This window comes from Pseudomonas sp. GL-R-19 (assembly GCF_019956375.1).
GTDB lineage: Bacteria > Pseudomonadota > Gammaproteobacteria > Pseudomonadales > Pseudomonadaceae > Aquipseudomonas.
On record NZ_JAHBDJ010000035.1, the window covers coordinates 38,046 to 56,171 of the forward strand.

General features: G+C 60.8%; 14 protein-coding genes. 8 read left to right on the forward strand and 6 right to left on the reverse strand.

From position 1 onward, the window contains the following. The first annotated feature begins 59 nt into the window (after window positions 1-59). On the forward strand, window positions 60-1,637 hold the full coding sequence (gene guaA / locus KGA83_RS18985; RefSeq protein WP_108216549.1) for a glutamine-hydrolyzing GMP synthase: 1,578 nt from the start codon (window positions 60-62) through the stop codon (window positions 1,635-1,637). A gap of 74 nt (window positions 1,638-1,711) precedes the next feature. On the opposite strand, the gene treR is transcribed toward guaA, so the two are convergent. Further along, entirely contained in the window at window positions 1,712-2,416 is a 705-nt protein-coding gene (treR, locus tag KGA83_RS18990; RefSeq protein ID WP_108216550.1) for a trehalose operon repressor, read from the reverse strand. A gap of 237 nt (window positions 2,417-2,653) precedes the next feature. Between treR and treP the strand changes: the two genes are divergently transcribed. The 7 genes from treP (at window position 2,654) to tadA (ending at window position 12,266) form a co-directional block, all read left to right on the forward strand. Then, window positions 2,654-4,096 (forward strand): PTS system trehalose-specific EIIBC component, encoded by a 1,443-nt coding sequence (gene treP, locus KGA83_RS18995; RefSeq protein WP_115947796.1) that lies wholly within the window; start codon window positions 2,654-2,656, stop codon window positions 4,094-4,096. A 119-nt stretch (window positions 4,097-4,215) separates the two neighbouring features. Next, window positions 4,216-5,865, forward strand: coding sequence for an alpha,alpha-phosphotrehalase (treC, locus tag KGA83_RS19000; protein ID WP_223530518.1), 1,650 nt, complete (start codon window positions 4,216-4,218; stop codon window positions 5,863-5,865). A 108-nt stretch (window positions 5,866-5,973) separates the two neighbouring features. Beyond that, window positions 5,974-7,197 carry a maltoporin gene (locus KGA83_RS19005; RefSeq protein WP_223530520.1) on the forward strand — a complete coding sequence of 408 codons (1,224 nt, stop codon included), beginning with the start codon at window positions 5,974-5,976 and terminating at the stop codon, window positions 7,195-7,197. Window positions 7,198-7,363: 166 nt separating this feature from the next. Further along, window positions 7,364-9,898 carry a phosphoenolpyruvate--protein phosphotransferase gene (gene ptsP, locus KGA83_RS19010; RefSeq protein ID WP_223530522.1) on the forward strand — a complete coding sequence of 845 codons (2,535 nt, stop codon included), beginning with the start codon at window positions 7,364-7,366 and terminating at the stop codon, window positions 9,896-9,898. Between the two features lie 2 nt (window positions 9,899-9,900). Next, entirely contained in the window at window positions 9,901-10,191 is a 291-nt protein-coding gene (locus KGA83_RS19015) for a PTS transporter subunit EIIB (RefSeq protein ID WP_108216554.1), read from the forward strand. Window positions 10,192-10,392: 201 nt separating this feature from the next. Continuing rightward, complete coding sequence (locus KGA83_RS19020; RefSeq protein WP_108216555.1) at window positions 10,393-11,769, forward strand: multicopper oxidase family protein; 1,377 nt, start codon at window positions 10,393-10,395, stop codon at window positions 11,767-11,769. Further along, on the forward strand, window positions 11,769-12,266 hold the full coding sequence (tadA, locus tag KGA83_RS19025) for a tRNA adenosine(34) deaminase TadA (RefSeq protein WP_108216556.1): 498 nt from the start codon (window positions 11,769-11,771) through the stop codon (window positions 12,264-12,266). Before KGA83_RS19020 ends, tadA begins: the two co-directional genes overlap by 1 nt. 114 nt (window positions 12,267-12,380) lie before the next feature. Here tadA and cmoB read toward each other — a convergent pair whose 3' ends face one another. The 5 genes from cmoB to lon form a co-directional block, all read right to left on the reverse strand. Next, window positions 12,381-13,337: a tRNA 5-methoxyuridine(34)/uridine 5-oxyacetic acid(34) synthase CmoB gene (gene cmoB, locus KGA83_RS19030; RefSeq protein WP_108216557.1), complete on the reverse strand. Its 957-nt coding sequence runs from the start codon at window positions 13,335-13,337 to the stop codon at window positions 12,381-12,383. After that, on the reverse strand, window positions 13,334-14,113 hold the full coding sequence (gene cmoA / locus KGA83_RS19035; RefSeq protein ID WP_177413266.1) for a carboxy-S-adenosyl-L-methionine synthase CmoA: 780 nt from the start codon (window positions 14,111-14,113) through the stop codon (window positions 13,334-13,336). Before cmoA ends, cmoB begins: the two co-directional genes overlap by 4 nt. A gap of 128 nt (window positions 14,114-14,241) precedes the next feature. Continuing rightward, complete coding sequence (locus tag KGA83_RS19040; RefSeq protein ID WP_223530524.1) at window positions 14,242-14,883, reverse strand: lysoplasmalogenase; 642 nt, start codon at window positions 14,881-14,883, stop codon at window positions 14,242-14,244. Between the two features lie 2 nt (window positions 14,884-14,885). Then, a complete protein-coding gene (locus KGA83_RS19045) occupies window positions 14,886-15,278 on the reverse strand; it encodes a protease inhibitor I42 family protein (protein WP_223530523.1) in 393 nt (130 codons plus the stop codon). Between the two features lie 217 nt (window positions 15,279-15,495). Then, window positions 15,496-17,913: an endopeptidase La gene (gene lon, locus KGA83_RS19050; protein ID WP_108216561.1), complete on the reverse strand. Its 2,418-nt coding sequence runs from the start codon at window positions 17,911-17,913 to the stop codon at window positions 15,496-15,498. Window positions 17,914-18,126: the final 213 nt, after the last annotated feature.

An 18,126-nucleotide genomic window follows, 5' to 3' on the forward strand; every position in this document is an offset into this window, starting at 1 on the left:
CAGCCCCGAGTTGTTTCTGAATCACGACTGTTTCCGAATTTTTTAGACGAGACTGAATCATGGCCCTCGACATTCACGCTCACCGCATCCTGATCCTCGACTTCGGTTCCCAGTACACCCAACTGATCGCCCGCCGCGTGCGTGAAATCGGCGTGTACTGCGAACTGCATCCGTTCGACATGGACGATGAAGCGATTCGCGAATTCGCTCCTAAAGGCGTCATCCTCGCCGGCGGCCCGGAGTCGGTTCACGAAGCCAACAGCCCTCGCTGCCCGCAAGCCGTTTTCGATCTGGGCGTGCCGGTCTTCGGTATCTGCTACGGCATGCAGACCATGGCCGAGCAACTGGGTGGCAAGGTTGAAGGTTCCGAGCTGCGTGAGTTCGGCTATGCCCGCGTAGACGTGGTCGGCAAGAGCCGCCTGCTCGACGGCATCGAAGACCACATCGACGCCGACGGCCTGTTCGGCCTCGACGTGTGGATGAGCCACGGTGACAAGGTCACCCGCATGCCGGAAGACTTCCACATCCTGGCCAGCACCCCGAGCTGCCCGATCGCCGGCATGTTCAGCGACGAACGTCGCTACTACGGCGTGCAGTTCCACCCGGAAGTGACCCACACCAAGCAGGGCGGCCGCATCCTGTCGCGCTTCATCCTCGACATCTGCGAGTGTGAAGCCCTGTGGACTCCGTCGAAGATCGCTGAAGACGCCATCGCCCAGGTTCGCGCCCAGGTCGGCACCGACAACGTCCTGCTCGGCCTGTCTGGCGGCGTGGACTCGTCCGTGGTTGCCGCGCTGTTGCACAAGGCCATCGGCGACCAGCTGACCTGCGTATTCGTCGACAACGGCCTGCTGCGTCTGCACGAAGGCGAGCAAGTGATGGCCATGTTCGCCGAGAACATGGGCGTCAAGGTGATCCGCGCCAACGCCGAAGAGCAGTTCCTGGGCAACCTGGCCGGCGAAGCCGACCCGGAGAAAAAACGCAAGATCATCGGCCGTACCTTCATCGACGTGTTCGATGCCGAATCCTGCAAGCTGGACAACATCAAGTACCTGGCCCAGGGCACCATCTACCCGGACGTGATCGAATCGGCTGGCGCGAAAAGCGGCAAGGCCCACGTGATCAAGTCGCACCACAACGTGGGCGGCCTGCCGGAAGAAATGAACCTCAAGCTGGTTGAACCGCTGCGCGAGCTGTTCAAGGACGAAGTCCGTCGTCTGGGCCTGGAACTGGGCCTGCCGTACGACATGGTCTACCGTCACCCGTTCCCGGGCCCGGGCCTGGGTGTGCGGATCCTTGGTGAAGTGAAGAAGGAATACGCCGACCTGCTGCGTCGCGCCGACCATATCTTCATCGAAGAGCTGCGCAAGGCCGACTGGTACCACAAGGTCAGCCAGGCATTCGTGGTGTTCCAGCCGGTGAAATCGGTAGGCGTGGTTGGCGATGGCCGTCGTTACGCCTGGGTCGTGGCCCTGCGTGCCGTGGAAACCATCGACTTCATGACTGCGCGTTGGGCACACCTGCCTTACGAACTGCTGGAAACCGTCAGCGGCCGCATCATCAATGAAATCGAAGGCATCTCCCGCGTCACTTACGACGTGTCGAGCAAGCCGCCGGCGACGATTGAGTGGGAGTGATCCTGCACAAGCCTTGATGGTTTGATCGCTTAAAAAAGGCCGTGTGAACGTGAGTTCACACGGCCTTTTGCGTTTCAGCGCCGGGCCACATCCGAAAAGTAGAATTTATCCAGCGTATGCCGCGACTCGGTGTACTCGAACTGCCGGCCATCCTGCAAAAACGTCTGGTTGCTGACCACGATCACATGGCTCTGGCCGTCGAGGTCCAGGTGTTGCTGGTCGTCCTTGCTGCAGGGCACCGCTTCGATGGTGCGCTGGGCGTAGGCGATTTGCAGTTGCAGGGTCTGCTCGATGAAGGCGTAGATCGATTGTTCGGCGATGTCGCGGGACAGGCCGGGAATCACGTCGCTGACGAAATGGTTGATGTCGAGGATCACCCGTTTGCCGTCGATTCGCCGCACGCGCTTGATCCGCGTGATCAGGCTGCCTTCTTCAGCCTGGATGTGTTCGAGCAGTGGGCCTTCGAGGGGAATCTGGGTGAATTCGACCACCTCGGTGCTGACGTCGTTGCCCAGTCGCGGGTAGGTTTCCTGGAAGCTGACGATACCGCCGAGCTGAAATTCGATCGGGTTGGTCGACAGCACGAAGGTGCCTTTGCCATGGACTTTCTGCGCAAAACCGCGTTCCTGCAATTGCTCGATGGCCTTGCGCACGGTGCCGCGACTGGCTTGATAGCTGTCCATCAGTTCGGTTTCGGAAGGCAATCGGGCGCCGCGTTCCAGACGCTCGGTCGTGATGCTGGCAAGCAGATCGCTGTAGATCTGGTTGTATTTACTCATGGGGATGGCTCTATGCCGCACTGTGCTCAAGGTTTCGAACCTTAAGGGCAGGGTAGGGGTTTGTCTATGCGGCTTTGGGTTTCTTTGACTTCGGAGGTAGGAAATATCGCTGCCTGCCGGGTTCAGGATAAACAAAATCAAACTCGTCTGTACGAGTTGTTGCAATAACTCGTACAGACGAGTACTTTTCGCTTCGGCGTGCTGCCAATAACAAAAAACTACAGTGGAAGAACAAGCATGAGCCACGACTATCCGAATATCGTCACTGAGCTGCTGCACAGCCTCGGTGGCAGCGACAACCTCGAGCAGGCCGCGCATTGCGTCACACGGCTGCGCCTGGCCCTCAAGGACCCGAGCCTGGTCAACAGCGCCACGTTGAACCAGATCGATCTGGTCAAAGGCTCGTTCTTTACCGGCGGACTGTTCCAGGTGGTCATCGGCCCCGGCGAAGTGGAAAAGGTCTACGCCGAGCTGCGCCGGCAAACCGGTCTCGCCGCCTCGACCATCGCCGACGTTAAACAAAAAAGCGCCGACAAGATCCACCCGATGCAGCGATTGGTGCGGGTATTTTCCGACGTGTTCATGCCGATTCTCCCGGCGCTGATCATTGCCGGCCTGCTGATGGGCATCAACAACCTGATCGGCGCCAAGGGCATGTTCATCGAGGGCAAGACCCTGCTCGATGCCTACCCCAAGCTTGACGGGCTCTGGAGCCTGATCAACCTGATGGCCAACACCTCGTTCGTGTTTCTCCCGGCGCTGGTGGGCTGGTCGGCGGCCAAGCGCTTTGGCGGCAGCGAAATCCTCGGCATTGTGCTCGGCCTGATGCTGGTGCACCCGGATCTGCTCAATGCCTGGAACTACGGCAAAGCAGTGGCGGGGCTGGAGGGGCAGAGCCTGCCGTACTTCGACATCCTCGGTATGTTTCAGATCGAGAAAGTCGGTTATCAGGGACAAATCCTGCCGATCCTGCTGGCGGCCTACGTGATGAGCGTGATCGAAAAGTGGCTGCGGGCGCGAGTGCCTAACGCGGTGCAATTGCTGGTGGTGCCGATCACTACCATCGTCGTCACCGGTGTGCTGGCGCTGGCGGTGATTGGCCCGGTAACCCGTCATCTGGGGATTCTCATCACCGAAGGCGTGGTCACCCTGTTCGACCTGGCGCCCATGGTCGGCGGCGCGATTTTCGGGCTGCTCTACGCACCGCTGGTGATCACCGGCATGCACCACATGTTTCTCGCGGTCGACCTGCAACTGATCTCCACCCAGGGCGGCACGTTCATCTGGCCGATGATCGTCATGTCCAACCTCGCCCAGGGCAGCGCGGCACTGGCGGTGTTTTACATGACCCGCAGTGTGCGGGACAAAAGCATGGCCTCGACTTCGGCGATTTCTGCCTACTTCGGCATCACCGAACCGGCCATGTTCGGGGTCAACCTGCGCTACAAGTTTCCGTTCTATGCGGCCCTGATCGGTTCGGCGCTGGGCAGCATTTTCCTGTCGCTGAACAAGGTCCAGGCCTCGGCGATCGGCGTCGGCGGATTGCCCGGTTTCATCTCGATCATTCCGCAGTTCATTCCGATGTTCGTGATCGGGATGGTGATTGCCATGGTCGTGCCGTTTGTTCTGACCTGCGGGTTGAGCATGAGGATTGTCCGGCCCGGGTATCGGGTCGCCTGACAGATCGCATTCGCGAGCAGGCTCGCTCCCACAGGTTGACCGCATTCCAAATGTGGGAGCGAGCCTGCTCGCGAAGAGGCCCGCAAGGCCAGTACAAAACTTACTGAAGGAATCCCGCCATGCAAGACTGGCAACGTTCGGTGATCTACCAGATCTACCCGAAGAGTTTTCACAGCCTCGCCGGCAAACCCACGGGGGATTTGCTCGGCGTCGTGGCCAAGCTCGATTACCTGCACTGGCTGGGTGTCGATTGCCTGTGGATCACGCCGTTCCTGCGTTCGCCCCAGCGCGACAACGGTTACGACATCAGCGATTACTACGCCATCGACCCGAGCTACGGGACCATGGCCGACTGCGAGTTGCTGATCGCCGAGGCCGGTAAGCGCGGGATCAAATTGATGCTCGACATCGTGGTCAATCACACCTCGATCGAACACACCTGGTTCCAGCAGGCCCGCAGCAGCCTCGATAACCCTTACCGCGACTTCTACATCTGGCGCGACCAGCCGAACAACTGGGAATCCAAGTTCGGCGGCTCGGCCTGGGAGTACGAGGCCCAGACCGGTCAATACTATCTGCACTTGTTCGACCACACGCAGGCCGACCTGAACTGGGACAACCCCCAGGTGCGTGCCGAAGTCTTCAAGATGATGCGTTTCTGGCGCGACAAAGGCGTGGGTGGTTTCCGTCTGGACGTGATCAACCTGATTTCCAAACCAGCGGATTTCCCCGAGGACAACACCGACGGTCGACGTTTCTACACCGACGGCCCGAACGTCCACGACTACTTGCAGCAAATGCACCGTGAAGTGTTCGAAGGCCATGACCTGATCAACGTCGGCGAGATGTCATCCACCAGCCTGGAACACTGCATTCGCTATTCGCGGCCAGAGTCGAAAGAGCTCTCGATGACCTTCAACTTTCATCACTTGAAGGTGGATTACCCGAACCTGCAAAAGTGGATTCGCGCCGATTTCGACTTCCTCGCACTCAAGCGCATCCTCTCCGACTGGCAAACCGGCATGCAGGCCGGCGGCGGCTGGAACGCACTGTTCTGGTGTAACCACGATCAGCCACGGGTGGTCTCGCGTTTTGGTCATGACGGTGAGCATCGGGTGGAGTCGGCGAAGATGCTCGGTACGGCGCTGCATTTCCTGCAGGGCACGCCGTTTGTGTATCAAGGTGAAGAACTGGGCATGACCAATCCGGGGTTCGATCACATCGATCAGTACCGCGATGTCGAAACCCTGAACATTTACCGGCTCAAGCGCGAAGCCGGTAGCAGCGATGCCGACAACATGGCGGCGATCATGCAGAAGTCCCGGGACAACGGTCGCACGCCCATGCACTGGAACGCCGGGCCGAACGCCGGTTTCAGCGCTGCCGAACCATGGATCGGGGTGCCGGCCAACGCGGCGCAGATCAACGTCGCCCACCAACTCGACGACCCGGATTCCGTGCTGCATCACTACCGTCAGCTGATCGCCCTGCGCCGCCGTGAAACGCTGATGTCCGACGGTGTGTATCGGCAGTTGTTGCCTGAGCACACGCAAATCTGGGCGTACGTGCGTGAAGGCCATGGCGAGCGTTTGCTGGTGCTGAACAACTTCTACGGCACGCCGTGCGAAGTCGAACTGCCGGATGAGGTGATCAGCGAAGCGATGGCGCAACGGCTGGTGATCAGCAACTACCCGGACTGTCCGCTGCGTAGTCAGCAGGTGTTTTTACGGCCATTCGAGTCGTTCGTGCTGCACCTGACTAACCACTAGCCCTTAACCAATAAAAGCACTGTTTCAAAAAACACGCAGAACACTGCGCGGGGGAGTTTTGCGCGCCGTTTTTTGCTGCATCACACAATAAAAATAATGGGGTGGTTCTTGAAAACAACAATAAATCGCAGCCTTGTAGCGGCGGGCGCGTGCCTGGCATTACCACTGTCGGCCCAGGCGCTGGAGTTCTCCGGTTACTTGCGCAGCGGCGTCGGGACCTCGGTTAACAGCGGTGAGCAGCAGTGTTTCCAGTTGCAGGGAGCGCAGTCCAAATACCGTTTGGGTAACGAATGTGAGCAGTACGCTGAACTTGAACTGCGCCAGGATATGTACACCCTGGACGATGGTTCGGTACTCAGCGTCGACGGCATGGCATCGCTGTATAACCAGTACGACAAGGACCTGACTTTCAACGGTGACAACGGCTCGGTGCGCATGCCCCAGATGTACGTGCAATGGTCGAACATGCCCAGCCTCAACGGCGGTTCGCTGTGGGCCGGTCGGCGTTACTACAAACGCAACGATATCCACATTTCCGACTTCTACTACTGGAACCAGAGCGCCACGGGTGGTGGTATCGAGGATGTGAAGATCGGCGACCTGAAATACAGCTACGCCTTTTCGCGCAAGGACAACCTGTACCAGAAGGATTATGTCACCCGGCAGGATTTCAACGTCGCAGGTTTTCAGACCAACCCCGGCGGTGAGCTGGAGTTTGGCCTCAGTTACATCGAAAAACCTGGCCGCAGCGATGCGCACGCAGGTTGGGCAATCACCGCCCAGCATGTGCAGAAAGACTTCCTCGGCGGTAAGAACAAACTGGCGCTGCAATACGGCGAAGGGCCTGGCACCGGGTTGGGTTACACCGGCGATGTGGGCCTGGACGACAGCAACAAGAGCTACCGGCTGGTGGAATTCTTCGACTGGCAAGTGACACCGCGTTTTGGTGGTCAGGTCGAAGCGGTCTATCAGAAGGATATCCGCCCGGACGGTAACGGCCAGAACTGGATTTCCCTGGGTGTTCGCCCGGCTTACGCAATCACCGACCAATTCAAGTTGGTGACTGAGCTGGGACACGATCAGGTCAAGGCCTCGGGAGGTACGCGCAAGTTGAGTAAATTCTCCTTTGTCCCAACCTGGTCGCCAAAAGGCCCGGGGTTCTGGGAACGTCCCGAGGTGCGTTTGTACTACACCTATGCCAGCTGGAACGAGGCGGCCAAACGGGCGGCCAACGAGCTGGCGGCGGGTTCGGCGTTGTCCGACACCGGTTCCTTCGGCACGGTGCGACACGGTGCGAACGTCGGATTGCAGGTCGAGTATTGGTGGAAATAAACGCAGCATGACCCCCGTAGGAGCTGCCGAAGGCTGCGATCTTTTGATCTTGACGTCCTTGCGGACGCAAAAGATCGTCCGAACGCGGCCCGAACCTTCGGCAGCGCCTACCCGGTACCGCAATATCCCAGCGTCTTTTATAAAGAACAAAACAGCAGGTGACGTCATGGCCACACCCCAACAATTGCAACTGCTGGCACCTTTGTCCGGCGTGCTGATGCCGCTGGACCAGGTGCCCGATCAGGTGTTTTCCAGCCGCGTGATCGGTGACGGTCTATGCATCGATCCGACCTCGCAAACCTTGTGCGCACCGCTGGCAGGAGTGATCAGCAACGTGCAGGCCAGTGGGCATGCGGTCAGCATCACTGACGACAATGGCGTGCAGGTATTGATGCACATCGGCCTCGACACCGTGAACCTGGCCGGCAAGGGTTTCACCCGGTTGGTGGAAGAAGGTCAGCGGGTGGTGGTGGGGCAGGCGCTGATCGAGTTCGATGCCGATTACATTGCCTTGAACGCCCGCAGTTTGTTGACCTTGATGCTGGTGGTCAGCGGTGAGCCGTTCACCTGGCTGGCGCCCGAAACGGGTGTGGTGGAAAGTGGCCAGCCGCTGCTGAGTCTGAATCCATCCGAAGTGGCGGCCGATGAGCGGATTGCGCAGGAGGGCGAAGCGCTGTTCTCCAAACCGGTGACGCTGGCCAATGCCAACGGCTTGCACGCTCGCCCTGCGGCAGTGTTTGCCCAGGCGGCGAAAGGCTTTTCGGCGAGCATTTGCCTGCATAAACAGCAGGCCAGCGCGAACGCCAAATCCCTGGTGGCGATCATGGCTTTGCAGACCGCCCATGGTGATGTCCTGCAGGTCAGCGCGGCGGGCGCGGATGCCGAAGCGGCGATCAAGACGCTGGCCGAGTTGCTGGCTGCCGGTTGCGGAGAAACCGTGACGGTGGTGGCAGAGGCCGAGACAGTTGTGGTCGAGACCTCATCGCTGAAAGTGCTGCGCGGCGTCTGCGCCTCGGCGGGGTCGGCGTTTGGCCAAGTGGTGCAAATTGCGCAGCAGACACTTGAGGTGAGCGAGTTCGGCGAGAGTCCGCAGGCAGAGCGCGAGCACCTGTCCCGGGCGTTGGCGGCGGCGGTTATGGCACTGCAGCAGTTGCGTGACAACGCCACAGGTGACGCCCAGGCAGACATCTTCAAGGCGCATCAGGAACTGCTCGAAGACCCAGGCCTGCTGGATCAGGCCCTGGCACTGATCAACGCCGGCAACAGCGCCGGTTTCGCCTGGCGTGCGGCCACCGAGTCGACGGCAGCCTTGTTCAAAAGCCTGGGCAATGCTTTGCTGGCCGAACGGGCCGCAGACCTGGCCGATGTCGGTCAACGGGTGCTCAAGTTGATTCTCGGTGTAGAAGATCGTGCGATGGAGTTGCCGGACGGGGCGATTCTGATTGCCGAGCAACTGACGCCCTCCCAAACGGCTGGTCTGGACACGCGCAAGGTGCTGGGGTTCGCCACGGTCGGCGGTGGAGCTACCAGCCATGTGGCGATTCTCGCGCGGGCCTTCGGCTTGCCGGCGATCTGCGGCTTGCCGGTTCAGGTGTTGGCACTGGCCAACGGCACCCGGGTGTTGCTCGATGCCGACAAGGGCGAGTTGCAGCTGGATCCTGATCTGGCCGCCATCGAGCAGTTGCAAACCCATCGTCAGCAGCAAAAGAAAAGCCAGCAATACGAGCTTGAAAATGCAGGACTGGCCGCCTGTACCCGTGATGGGCATCACGTTGAAATCACCGCCAATATCGCTTCGCTGGCCGAAGCCGAACAGGCGATGGCGCTGGGTGGCGAGGGCGTCGGTCTGTTGCGTTCGGAGTTTCTTTATCTGGATCGCAATCATGCGCCAAGCCATGACGAGCAAGCGTCCACCTACAGCGCCATCGCCCGCACCCTGGGGCCAGCGCGCAATCTGGTGGTGCGCACCCTGGATGTCGGCGGTGACAAGCCGTTGGCCTACGTGCCGATGGAGCGCGAAACCAACCCGTTTTTGGGCATGCGCGGGATTCGTTTGTGCCTGGAGCGTCCGCAACTGTTGCGCGATCAGTTCAAGGCGATTTTGAGCAGCGCCGGGCTGGCTCGCCTGCACATCATGCTGCCGATGGTCGCGCAGCTGTCGGAGTTGCGGCTGGCTCGTCAGCTGCTTGCAGAAGAGGCGCTGGCATTGGGGCTCACGGAACTGCCGAAACTGGGGATCATGATCGAAGTACCAGCGGCGGCGTTGATGGCTGACCTGTTTGCGCCCGAGGTGGATTTCTTCTCCATCGGCACCAACGACCTGACCCAATACACCCTGGCCATGGACCGCGATCACCCACGGCTGGCCAGTCAGGCCGACAGTTTTCATCCGTCGGTGTTGCGCTTGATTGCCAGCACCGTGAAAGGCGCTCATGCCCATGGCAAATGGGTCGGTGTGTGCGGCGCCATGGCTTCGGAAAAACTGGCGGTGCCGCTGTTGCTGGGGCTTGGGGTGGATGAGCTTTCGGTGAGTGTGCCGTTGATTCCGGCGATCAAAGCGGTGGTTCGTGAAGTGGACCTGCTGGATTGCCAGGCCATCGCCCAGCAGGTGCTGGGGCTGGAAAGTGCCGAGCAGGTACGCGAGGCATTGCGGCAGCACCACGAGACAACGGTCAATACTTCACTGGTTCTGGAGAACTGAGCATGTTCGAGAAAATGCAGCGGGCGTTCTGGAAAGCGTTGACGCCGGACCTGGTGGTGGATGAGCCGAAAGTGGTGGCTCAGCCTGTTTGCGGTTTGGCCCCGAATGTCGTGGCCGCGCTGGGTGGTGTGGATAACCTCAAGTCGCAACAGCCGGTGGCGCTGACCCGGGTGCGGGTGGAGTTGCGGGATGTGGTGCAAATGGATCGGCAGGCGCTAACGGCTGCGGGGGTGCCGGGAGTGATGCTGCTGGAGGGTGGAGTTGTTCATCTGATCACCGGCCTTCAGCCATAACCGGACCTTTGTGATGAGGGGGGGCCGCCCCTCACCCCGTAGGAGCTGCCGAAGGTTCGGGCCGCGTTCGGACGATCTTTTGATCTTGCTCTTGTGGCGACCATCCGCCGCTCTGCCCTTACTGTTTCTCAACCGCAGGTGTATCGTATTCGCCTTTTGCAGGCCCCTCGCCTGTGGTTGATACGTGAGGTAGTTGAGTTCATGTCCTTTACCCGTCGCCAATTCCTCGGTGGCCTGGCCGGTCTTGTTGTCGTTGGTGTCGGAGCCGGTGGCGCGTCGCGTTACTGGCTGGGCAAAATGGCCGACGCTGACGCCGGCCACGACTATGAGCTGATCGCCGCCCCGCTGGACGTCGAACTGGTGGCCGGGCACAAGACTCAGGCCTGGGCGTTCGGCCCATCGGCGCCGGGCACTGAGTTGCGCGTGCGTCAGGGCGAATGGCTGCGGGTGCGCTTCATCAACCACCTGCCGGTGGCGACCACCATTCACTGGCACGGCATTCGTCTGCCGCTGGAAATGGACGGTGTGCCGTATGTCTCGCAATTGCCGGTGCTGCCGGGCGAGTACTTCGACTACAAATTCCGCGTGCCCGACGCCGGCAGCTACTGGTATCACCCACACGTGAACAGCAGCGAAGAACTCGGTCGCGGACTGGTCGGCCCGTTGATTATCGAGGAGCGCGAGCCCACCGGTTTCAAATACGAAAAGACCTTGAGCCTCAAGAGCTGGCACGTCGATGAAGAGGGCGCGTTCGTCGCGTTCAGCATTCCTCGCGAAGCAGCCCGTGGCGGCACGGCGGGGGGCTTGTCGACCATCAACGGTGTCTCACAAGCGGTGATCGACTTGCCCGCCGGGCAGATCACCCGCGTACGCCTGCTCAACCTCGACAATACGCTGACGTATCGTCTCAATATCCCAGGCGTCGAAGCGCAGATCTACGCGCTGGACGGCAATCCGATTGAACCACGACCACTGGGCAAGGAATACTGGCTGGGTCCTGGCATGCGCATTTGCCTGGCGATCAAGGCCCCGCCGGCCGGTGAAGAGCTGTCGTTACGCAACGGTCCGGTGCGCCTGGGCACGTTCCGTTCGGTGGCCAATACCGATGCGCCGACCGAGTGGCCACCGGCACTGCCGGCCAATCCGATCGCCGAACCGGACCTGGCCAATGCCGAGAAACTCAACTTCAATTTCGAATGGGTCGGCTCGGTATCGGTCAACGTCGAAAACGGCAAGCCGCCGAGCCTGTGGCAGATCAACGGCAAGGCCTGGGACATCAGCGACAAGACCTGCGCCGACCGCCCGATTGCCAAGCTTGAGAAGGGCAAGAGCTACATTTTCGAATTGAAGAACATGACTCAGTACCAACACCCGATTCACCTGCACGGCATGAGCTTCAAGGTCATTGCCTCGAACCGGCACAAGGTCATTCCGTATTTCACCGACACCTACCTGCTGGGCAAGAACGAGCGCGCGCAAGTGGCGCTGGTGGCGGATAATCCTGGCGTGTGGATGTTCCACTGCCATGTGATCGATCACATGGAAACCGGCCTGATGGCCGCCATCGAGGTGGCGTGATGCGTCAGATTCGTCCCGCCGCCATCATCGACCGCAGTCGTGATCGCGAATTCATGCACGAAGCCCTGGCACTGGCGGCGCAAGGTGCGGCCCTTGGCGAAGTGCCGGTGGGCGCTGTGCTGGTACAGGACGGGGAAATCATCGGGCGCGGTTTCAATTGCCCGATCAGTGCCAGTGACCCGAGCGCTCACGCCGAGATGGTCGCCATCCGCGCCGCCGCCCAGGCCGTGAGCAACTACCGCCTGCCGGGCAGCACGCTGTATGTGACGCTGGAACCGTGCAGCATGTGCGCAGGCCTGATCGTGCATTCGCGGATTGCGCGGGTGGTGTACGGCGCACTAGAGCCGAAAGCCGGGATCGTGCAGAGCCAGGGGCAGTTTTTTACCCAGGGCTTTTTGAATCACCGGGTGTTGTATGAAGGCGGGGTGTTGGCGCAGGAGTGCGGGGCGGTGCTGAGCGAGTTCTTCAAGGCCCGAAGAGCGAGGCCCGCAGACTGAACACCGAACCCCTGTAGGAGCGAGCCTGCTCGCGATGGTGTATCAGCTACATTGATGCCGACTGACACACCATCGCGAGCAGGCTCGCTCCTACAGGGATCTCCGTCGGGACAATTATTTTCGGGCGACGATGACGGCCCGCATCGGCGCCGGCAAACCTTCGATGGTCTTGCTGTGATCCTCGGGATCGAGGAAGTCACTGAGCGACTGATACTTCATCCACTCCGTCCCGCGCTGCTCCTCGACCGTGGTGGTGCTCACGTCCACGCACTTCACATCGGTGAACCCTGCGCGACGCAACCACAACTCCAGCGCCGGCACCGATGGCAGGAACCACACGTTACGCATCTGCGCGTAGCGGTCTTCCGGCACCAGCACCTGGTGTTTGTCGCCTTCGACTACCAGCGTTTCCAGCACCAGTTCGCCGCCCTTGACCAGACAATCCTTCAGCGCCAGCAAATGCTCGATGGGCGAACGACGGTGGTAGAACACGCCCATGGAAAACACTGTGTCGAAACCTTCGAGGTTTGGCGGCAGGTCTTCGAACGGGAAGGGCAGGTGCCAGGCATTCGGCTCGGACAGGTAACGCTGCACCGCCTGAAACTGACAGAAGAACAGCCAGTTCGGATCGACACCGATCACACTGTCGGCACCGGCGCCGAGCATGCGCCACATGTAGTAGCCGTTGCCGCAGCCGACATCGAGGATGCGCTTGCCCGCAAGGTCCAGGTGCGGGGCGACCCGCGACCATTTCCAGTCCGAGCGCCATTCAGTGTCGACGTGCACGCCGAACAGGTCGAACGGTCCCTTGCGCCATGGCGACAGGCCCATCAACGCGGTGCGCATTTGCGCGCGGGTTTCATCGTCGCAATCGGTGTCCAGCTTCAGGCCATTGAGCAAATCGACTTCGCTCGGCTGGATCTTCGGCAGGGCGTCCAGTGCGCTTTGCCAGCGCTCCAGATCGCCATGACCCTTTTCCATTTTCTTGTCGAGTTGTGCCTGCAGGGTGTTGGCCCAGTCGGCCAGCGGGGTGCCGGCCAGACGGCGGGCGAGGGGGGACAGATCAATCATGGCAAGGCAATCAACGAGGCAAAGTTAAGACACTGGAACCACGGCACGACTTTCGAGAACCCGGCGGCCAGCAGGCGTTCGCGGTGTTCTTCGAGGCTGTCGGGCTTCATGACGTTTTCGATGGCGCTGCGTTTCTGGGCGATTTCCAGTTCGCTGTAGCCGTTGGCGCGTTTGAAGGCCACGTGCAGATCGGTCAGCAGCGCGTGTTCTTCGGCATCGTTGAAGCGCAGTTTCTCCGAGAGAATCAGCGCACCGCCGGGCAGCAGCGATTGGCGGATGCGCGACAGCAACGCCGCGCGCTGGTCCGGGGCGATGAATTGCAGGGTGAAGTTCAGCGCCACCACCGAGGCTGGCTGAAATTGAAGGGCGAGGATGTCGCCCTCGATCACTTCAACCGGCAGCAACTCCTGGAACATTGAATCCTGACCGTTGAGGTACTCGCGGCAGCGTTCGACCATCGCCGCCGAGTTATCCACAGCGATCACCCGGCAACCCTCGGTGCGCACGTGCCGGCGCAGGGCCTGGGTCACGGCACCCAGCGAAGAGCCCAGGTCGTAAAGCACGCTGTCCCGCTGGGCGAACTGCGCGGCAAGCACGCCGAGGTTTTCGACGATGGTCGGATAACCCGGCACCGAGCGCTTGATCATGTCCGGGAACACCCGCACCACGTCCTCGTTAAAGGCGAAGTCAGGCACCTGGGCCAAAGGCTGGGCGAAAAGGCGATCGGATTCTTTGCTCACGGCGGTTCCAGCGGTGTAGGTGGAAAAGGCCGGCATTTTAGCCAAGTTGGCGCGGGGATGCGCGGGTTGTCTGATAAAGCGCCAAATCAAAAGATCGCAGCCTGCGGCAGCTCCTACATTGGAACGCGATCCCTGTAGGAGCTGCCGCAGGCTGCGATCTTTTCTCATGCCGGTTGCGTTTTTTTGCTGAAAGCCGAGGCCGTGATCCCCCATTGCCCGAGCCAGTAACTGAGAATGATCACGTAAGGCGCGGCATCGAACGGCACCACAAACCGGCTGATGCCGATCACGCTGTCGGAGAACACGAATGCCACTGCCCCCGCCGCCGCCAGCAACGCCGAGCGTTTGGGCACATCGGTCCCGAGTCGGGCCAGGGCGCGCCAGAGCATGGCGCTGATCGCCGTGCCATAGACAATCACCGGCACCAGCAATGGCCCTAGGCCGTTGGCAATCAAAATCCCCAGCAGGACGGCGCCGACACCGAGAGCCAGCACCAGCGGCAGCGCGGCCAAGCGTCGGCAATCGCTCAGGTAGGCCTTGAGATAAGCCAGATGCGCAACCAGAAACGCGCCAAGGCCGAACACGAACAGATCCCCTGGCCATGCCAGCAACACGTCGCCGACCAGGGAGAAAATCAAGCCGAGGCTGATCCAGCGCCGATATTCGCCGGGTGGTGCGTCATGCAGCCAGCCGAGCAGGGCCAGTATCGGCAACGGCTTGACCAGCAGGCACAGCAGCGAGGCATGCACGCTCAGGCCGTAAAGAAAGGTCACCGCGCCCATCAGCGCCAGAATCAGCCAGCCCACGGTCAGTTGACCGAGATTGCGCAGTCGAACGAATCCACCGGCAGCACTTCCGGTGCCCACGGCTGTTGCGAGGTCAGGCGCAAGCGCCCGGTGCCGGTCGCGAAGGCTTGAAAACGCCAGGTCGAGACCCCGGCCGCGCCGACGATGCCGGCATCTTCCGGGTTTCGATAAACCTCTGGCCCCAGGGCGTGTAGTACGCCACCAGCCGAATCCTGGATCGCCCAGCGATAACCCGTGGTCGGGTTGCTCGGCAGGGTCAGGATCAGGTTTTGCCCGTTGTTGAGCTGCACCGGGCATTCGCTTTGTTTTTCCACGGTCACGTTATGCGCAGGTTGCGTGGTACACGCGGCCAGCAGGGCGAGGGCGAGGGGGACAAGCAGGCGAATGGGGGACATAGGCTCAGGGGCTCCGGCGTTCACGACGAACGGCGAGCATAACTTAAGATGGGACAAAGTGTGACAGCCGCGGAAGGAGGCGGTGGCAGGGCTGACGCCATCGCGAGCAGGCTCACTCCTACAGTGGTTGGCGGTGTTCACAAATTGTGTGTTCATCACAACACCCTGTAGGAGCGAGCCTGCTCGCGATAGCGATGGAGCAGGCACTACATCACTTTCAGAACAACACCTTCGCCACATCCGCAAACCGCTTGGCGAAGTGCACGGTAATGCCTTCCTTCAGATACTCCGGCAGCTCCTCGAAATTCCCCCGGTTCGCCTCCGGCAGAATCAGCTCGAATATCTTCTGCCGCCGCGCCGCAATCACCTTTTCCCGCACCCCGCCAATCGGCAGGACATGCCCGGTCAACGTCAACTCACCGGTCATGGCCACGCCTTTTTTCGGCGGTTGGTTGCGCGCCAGCGACAGCAGGGCACTGGCCATGGTCACGCCGGCGCTCGGGCCGTCCTTCGGCGTGGCGCCTTCCGGCACGTGCAGGTGGACGAAGGCTTCGTCGAAGAACTTCGGATCGCCGCCATACGACTTCAGGTGCGAGCTGACGTAGCTGTAGGCGATTTCCGCCGATTCTTTCATCACGTCACCCAGTTGCCCGGTCAGCTTGAACCCACGGTTGAGGGTGTGGATGCGTGTGGCTTCGATTGGCAGGGTCGCACCGCCCATGCTGGTCCAGGCAAGGCCAGTGATCACGCCGACACCCGACAGCACCTGCTCGTTGCGGAACACCGGTTTGCCGAGTGAGGTTTCGAGGTCTTTCGGCCCGAGCTTGATCACCGAGTTCGGCTCGTCGAGCAGTTTCATCACCGCTTTTCTCACCAGTTTGCCGAGGTTTTTTTCCAGCTGACGCACGCCTGCTTCACGGGCATAACCGTCGATCAGGGCCTTGAGCGCGCTGTCGCTGATGCTCAGGCTGCCCTTGGACACGCCGGCTTTCTCAAGCTGCTTGGGCCACAGGTGACGCTTGGCGATGGCGACTTTTTCTTCGGTGATGTAACCCGACAGGCGAATCACTTCCATCCGGTCCAGCAACGGGACGGGGATCGAATCGAGGGTGTTGGCGGTGCAGATGAACAGGACTTTCGACAGGTCCATGCGCAGGTCGAGATAGTGGTCGAGGAATTCGACGTTCTGCTCAGGATCGAGGGTTTCCAGCAGCGCCGAGGCCGGGTCGCCCTGGTAGCTCTGGCCCATCTTGTCGATCTCGTCGAGCATGATCACCGGGTTCATCACTTCGACGTCCTTCAACGCCTGCACCAGCTTGCCCGGCTGTGCGCCGATGTAGGTGCGGCGATGGCCCTTGATCTCGGCTTCGTCACGCATGCCGCCAAGGCTGAAGCGATAGAACGGCCGGCCCAGGGATTCGGCGATGGATTTGCCAACGCTGGTCTTGCCCACGCCCGGCGGACCGACCAGCAATACGATGGAGCCGCTGATCTCGCCTTTATAGGCGCCGACCGCGAGAAATTCGAGGATGCGGTCCTTGATGTCGTCGAGACCGGCGTGATGTTTGTCCAGCACCTTGCGCGCGTGCTTGAGGTCGAGTTTGTCCTCGCCATAGATGCCCCACGGCACCGAGGTTGCCCAGTCGAGGTAGTTGCGGGTGACCGCATACTCGGGCGAGCCGGTTTCGAGCACCGACAGTTTGTTCATTTCCTCTTCGATGCGTTTCTGCGCTTGTGGCGACAGCACTTTGCCGGTCAGCCGCTGTTCGAACTGTTCGAGATCGGCACTGCGGTCATCCTTGGTCAGTCCCAGCTCCTGCTGGATGACCTTGAGTTGCTCCTTGAGGAAGAACTCGCGCTGATGTTCACCGATCTTGCGATTAACCTCGGCAGAGATCTCCTTTTGCAAGCGCGCGACTTCGACTTCCTTGCGCAGCATCGGCAGGACTTTTTCCATGCGCTTGAGCATGGGCACGCAGTCGAGGACTTCCTGCAGCTCACTGCCAGTGGCCGAAGTGAGGGCGGCGGCGAAGTCGGTCAGCGGCGACGGGTCGTTGGGGCTGAAGCGGTTGAGGTAGTTCTTCAGCTCTTCGCTGTACAGCGGGTTGAGCGGCAGCAATTCCTTGATCGCATTGATCAGCGCCATGCCGTAGGCCTTGACCTCGTCGGTCGGCTCGGTGGGCTGGTGCGGGTATTCGACTTCCACCAGGTACGGTGGGCGGTGATGCTTGAGCCAGGTCTTGAGGCGTACGCGAGTCAGGCCCTGGGCGACGAACTGCAGTTTGCCGTTTTCGCGGCTGGCGTGGTGCACCTTGACCAACGTGCCGTACAGCGGCAGGGCCGAGGTGTCGAAGTGGCGCGGGTCATCCTGGGGCCTGTCCATGTAGAACAGGGCCAGGGAGTGGTGTTCGGACTTGGCCACCAGGTCCAGGGTCTCGGCCCACGGCTCTTCGTTGACGATGACCGGCAGGACCTGGGCCGGGAAGAACGGTCGGTTGTGAATCGGGATGACGTAGACCTTGTCCGGCAGGTTCTGGCCAGGCAGGGCCAGGCCTTTGCCGGGGACGTGGTGCGGGGCGTTTTCCGGGGCGGCGTATTCGCTCGGGTCTTCGGGGAATTCCTGCTGGTCGCTCATGGGGGCACCTGCGCAATGGGTATGGGTCTTAGATGGGGCAGGTTGGCGGTGGTTTCAACGGTCATTTTCTGCAACGCGGTGTTTCGAAGGCGTGTTCAGCGCACAGACAGGTTAGCTGGGATTCGGCTCGACACCGGCCCACTGTAGGAGCGAGCCTGCTCGCGATGGTGTGTCAGTCGGCATCAATTTGGCTGACACACCATCGCGAGCAGG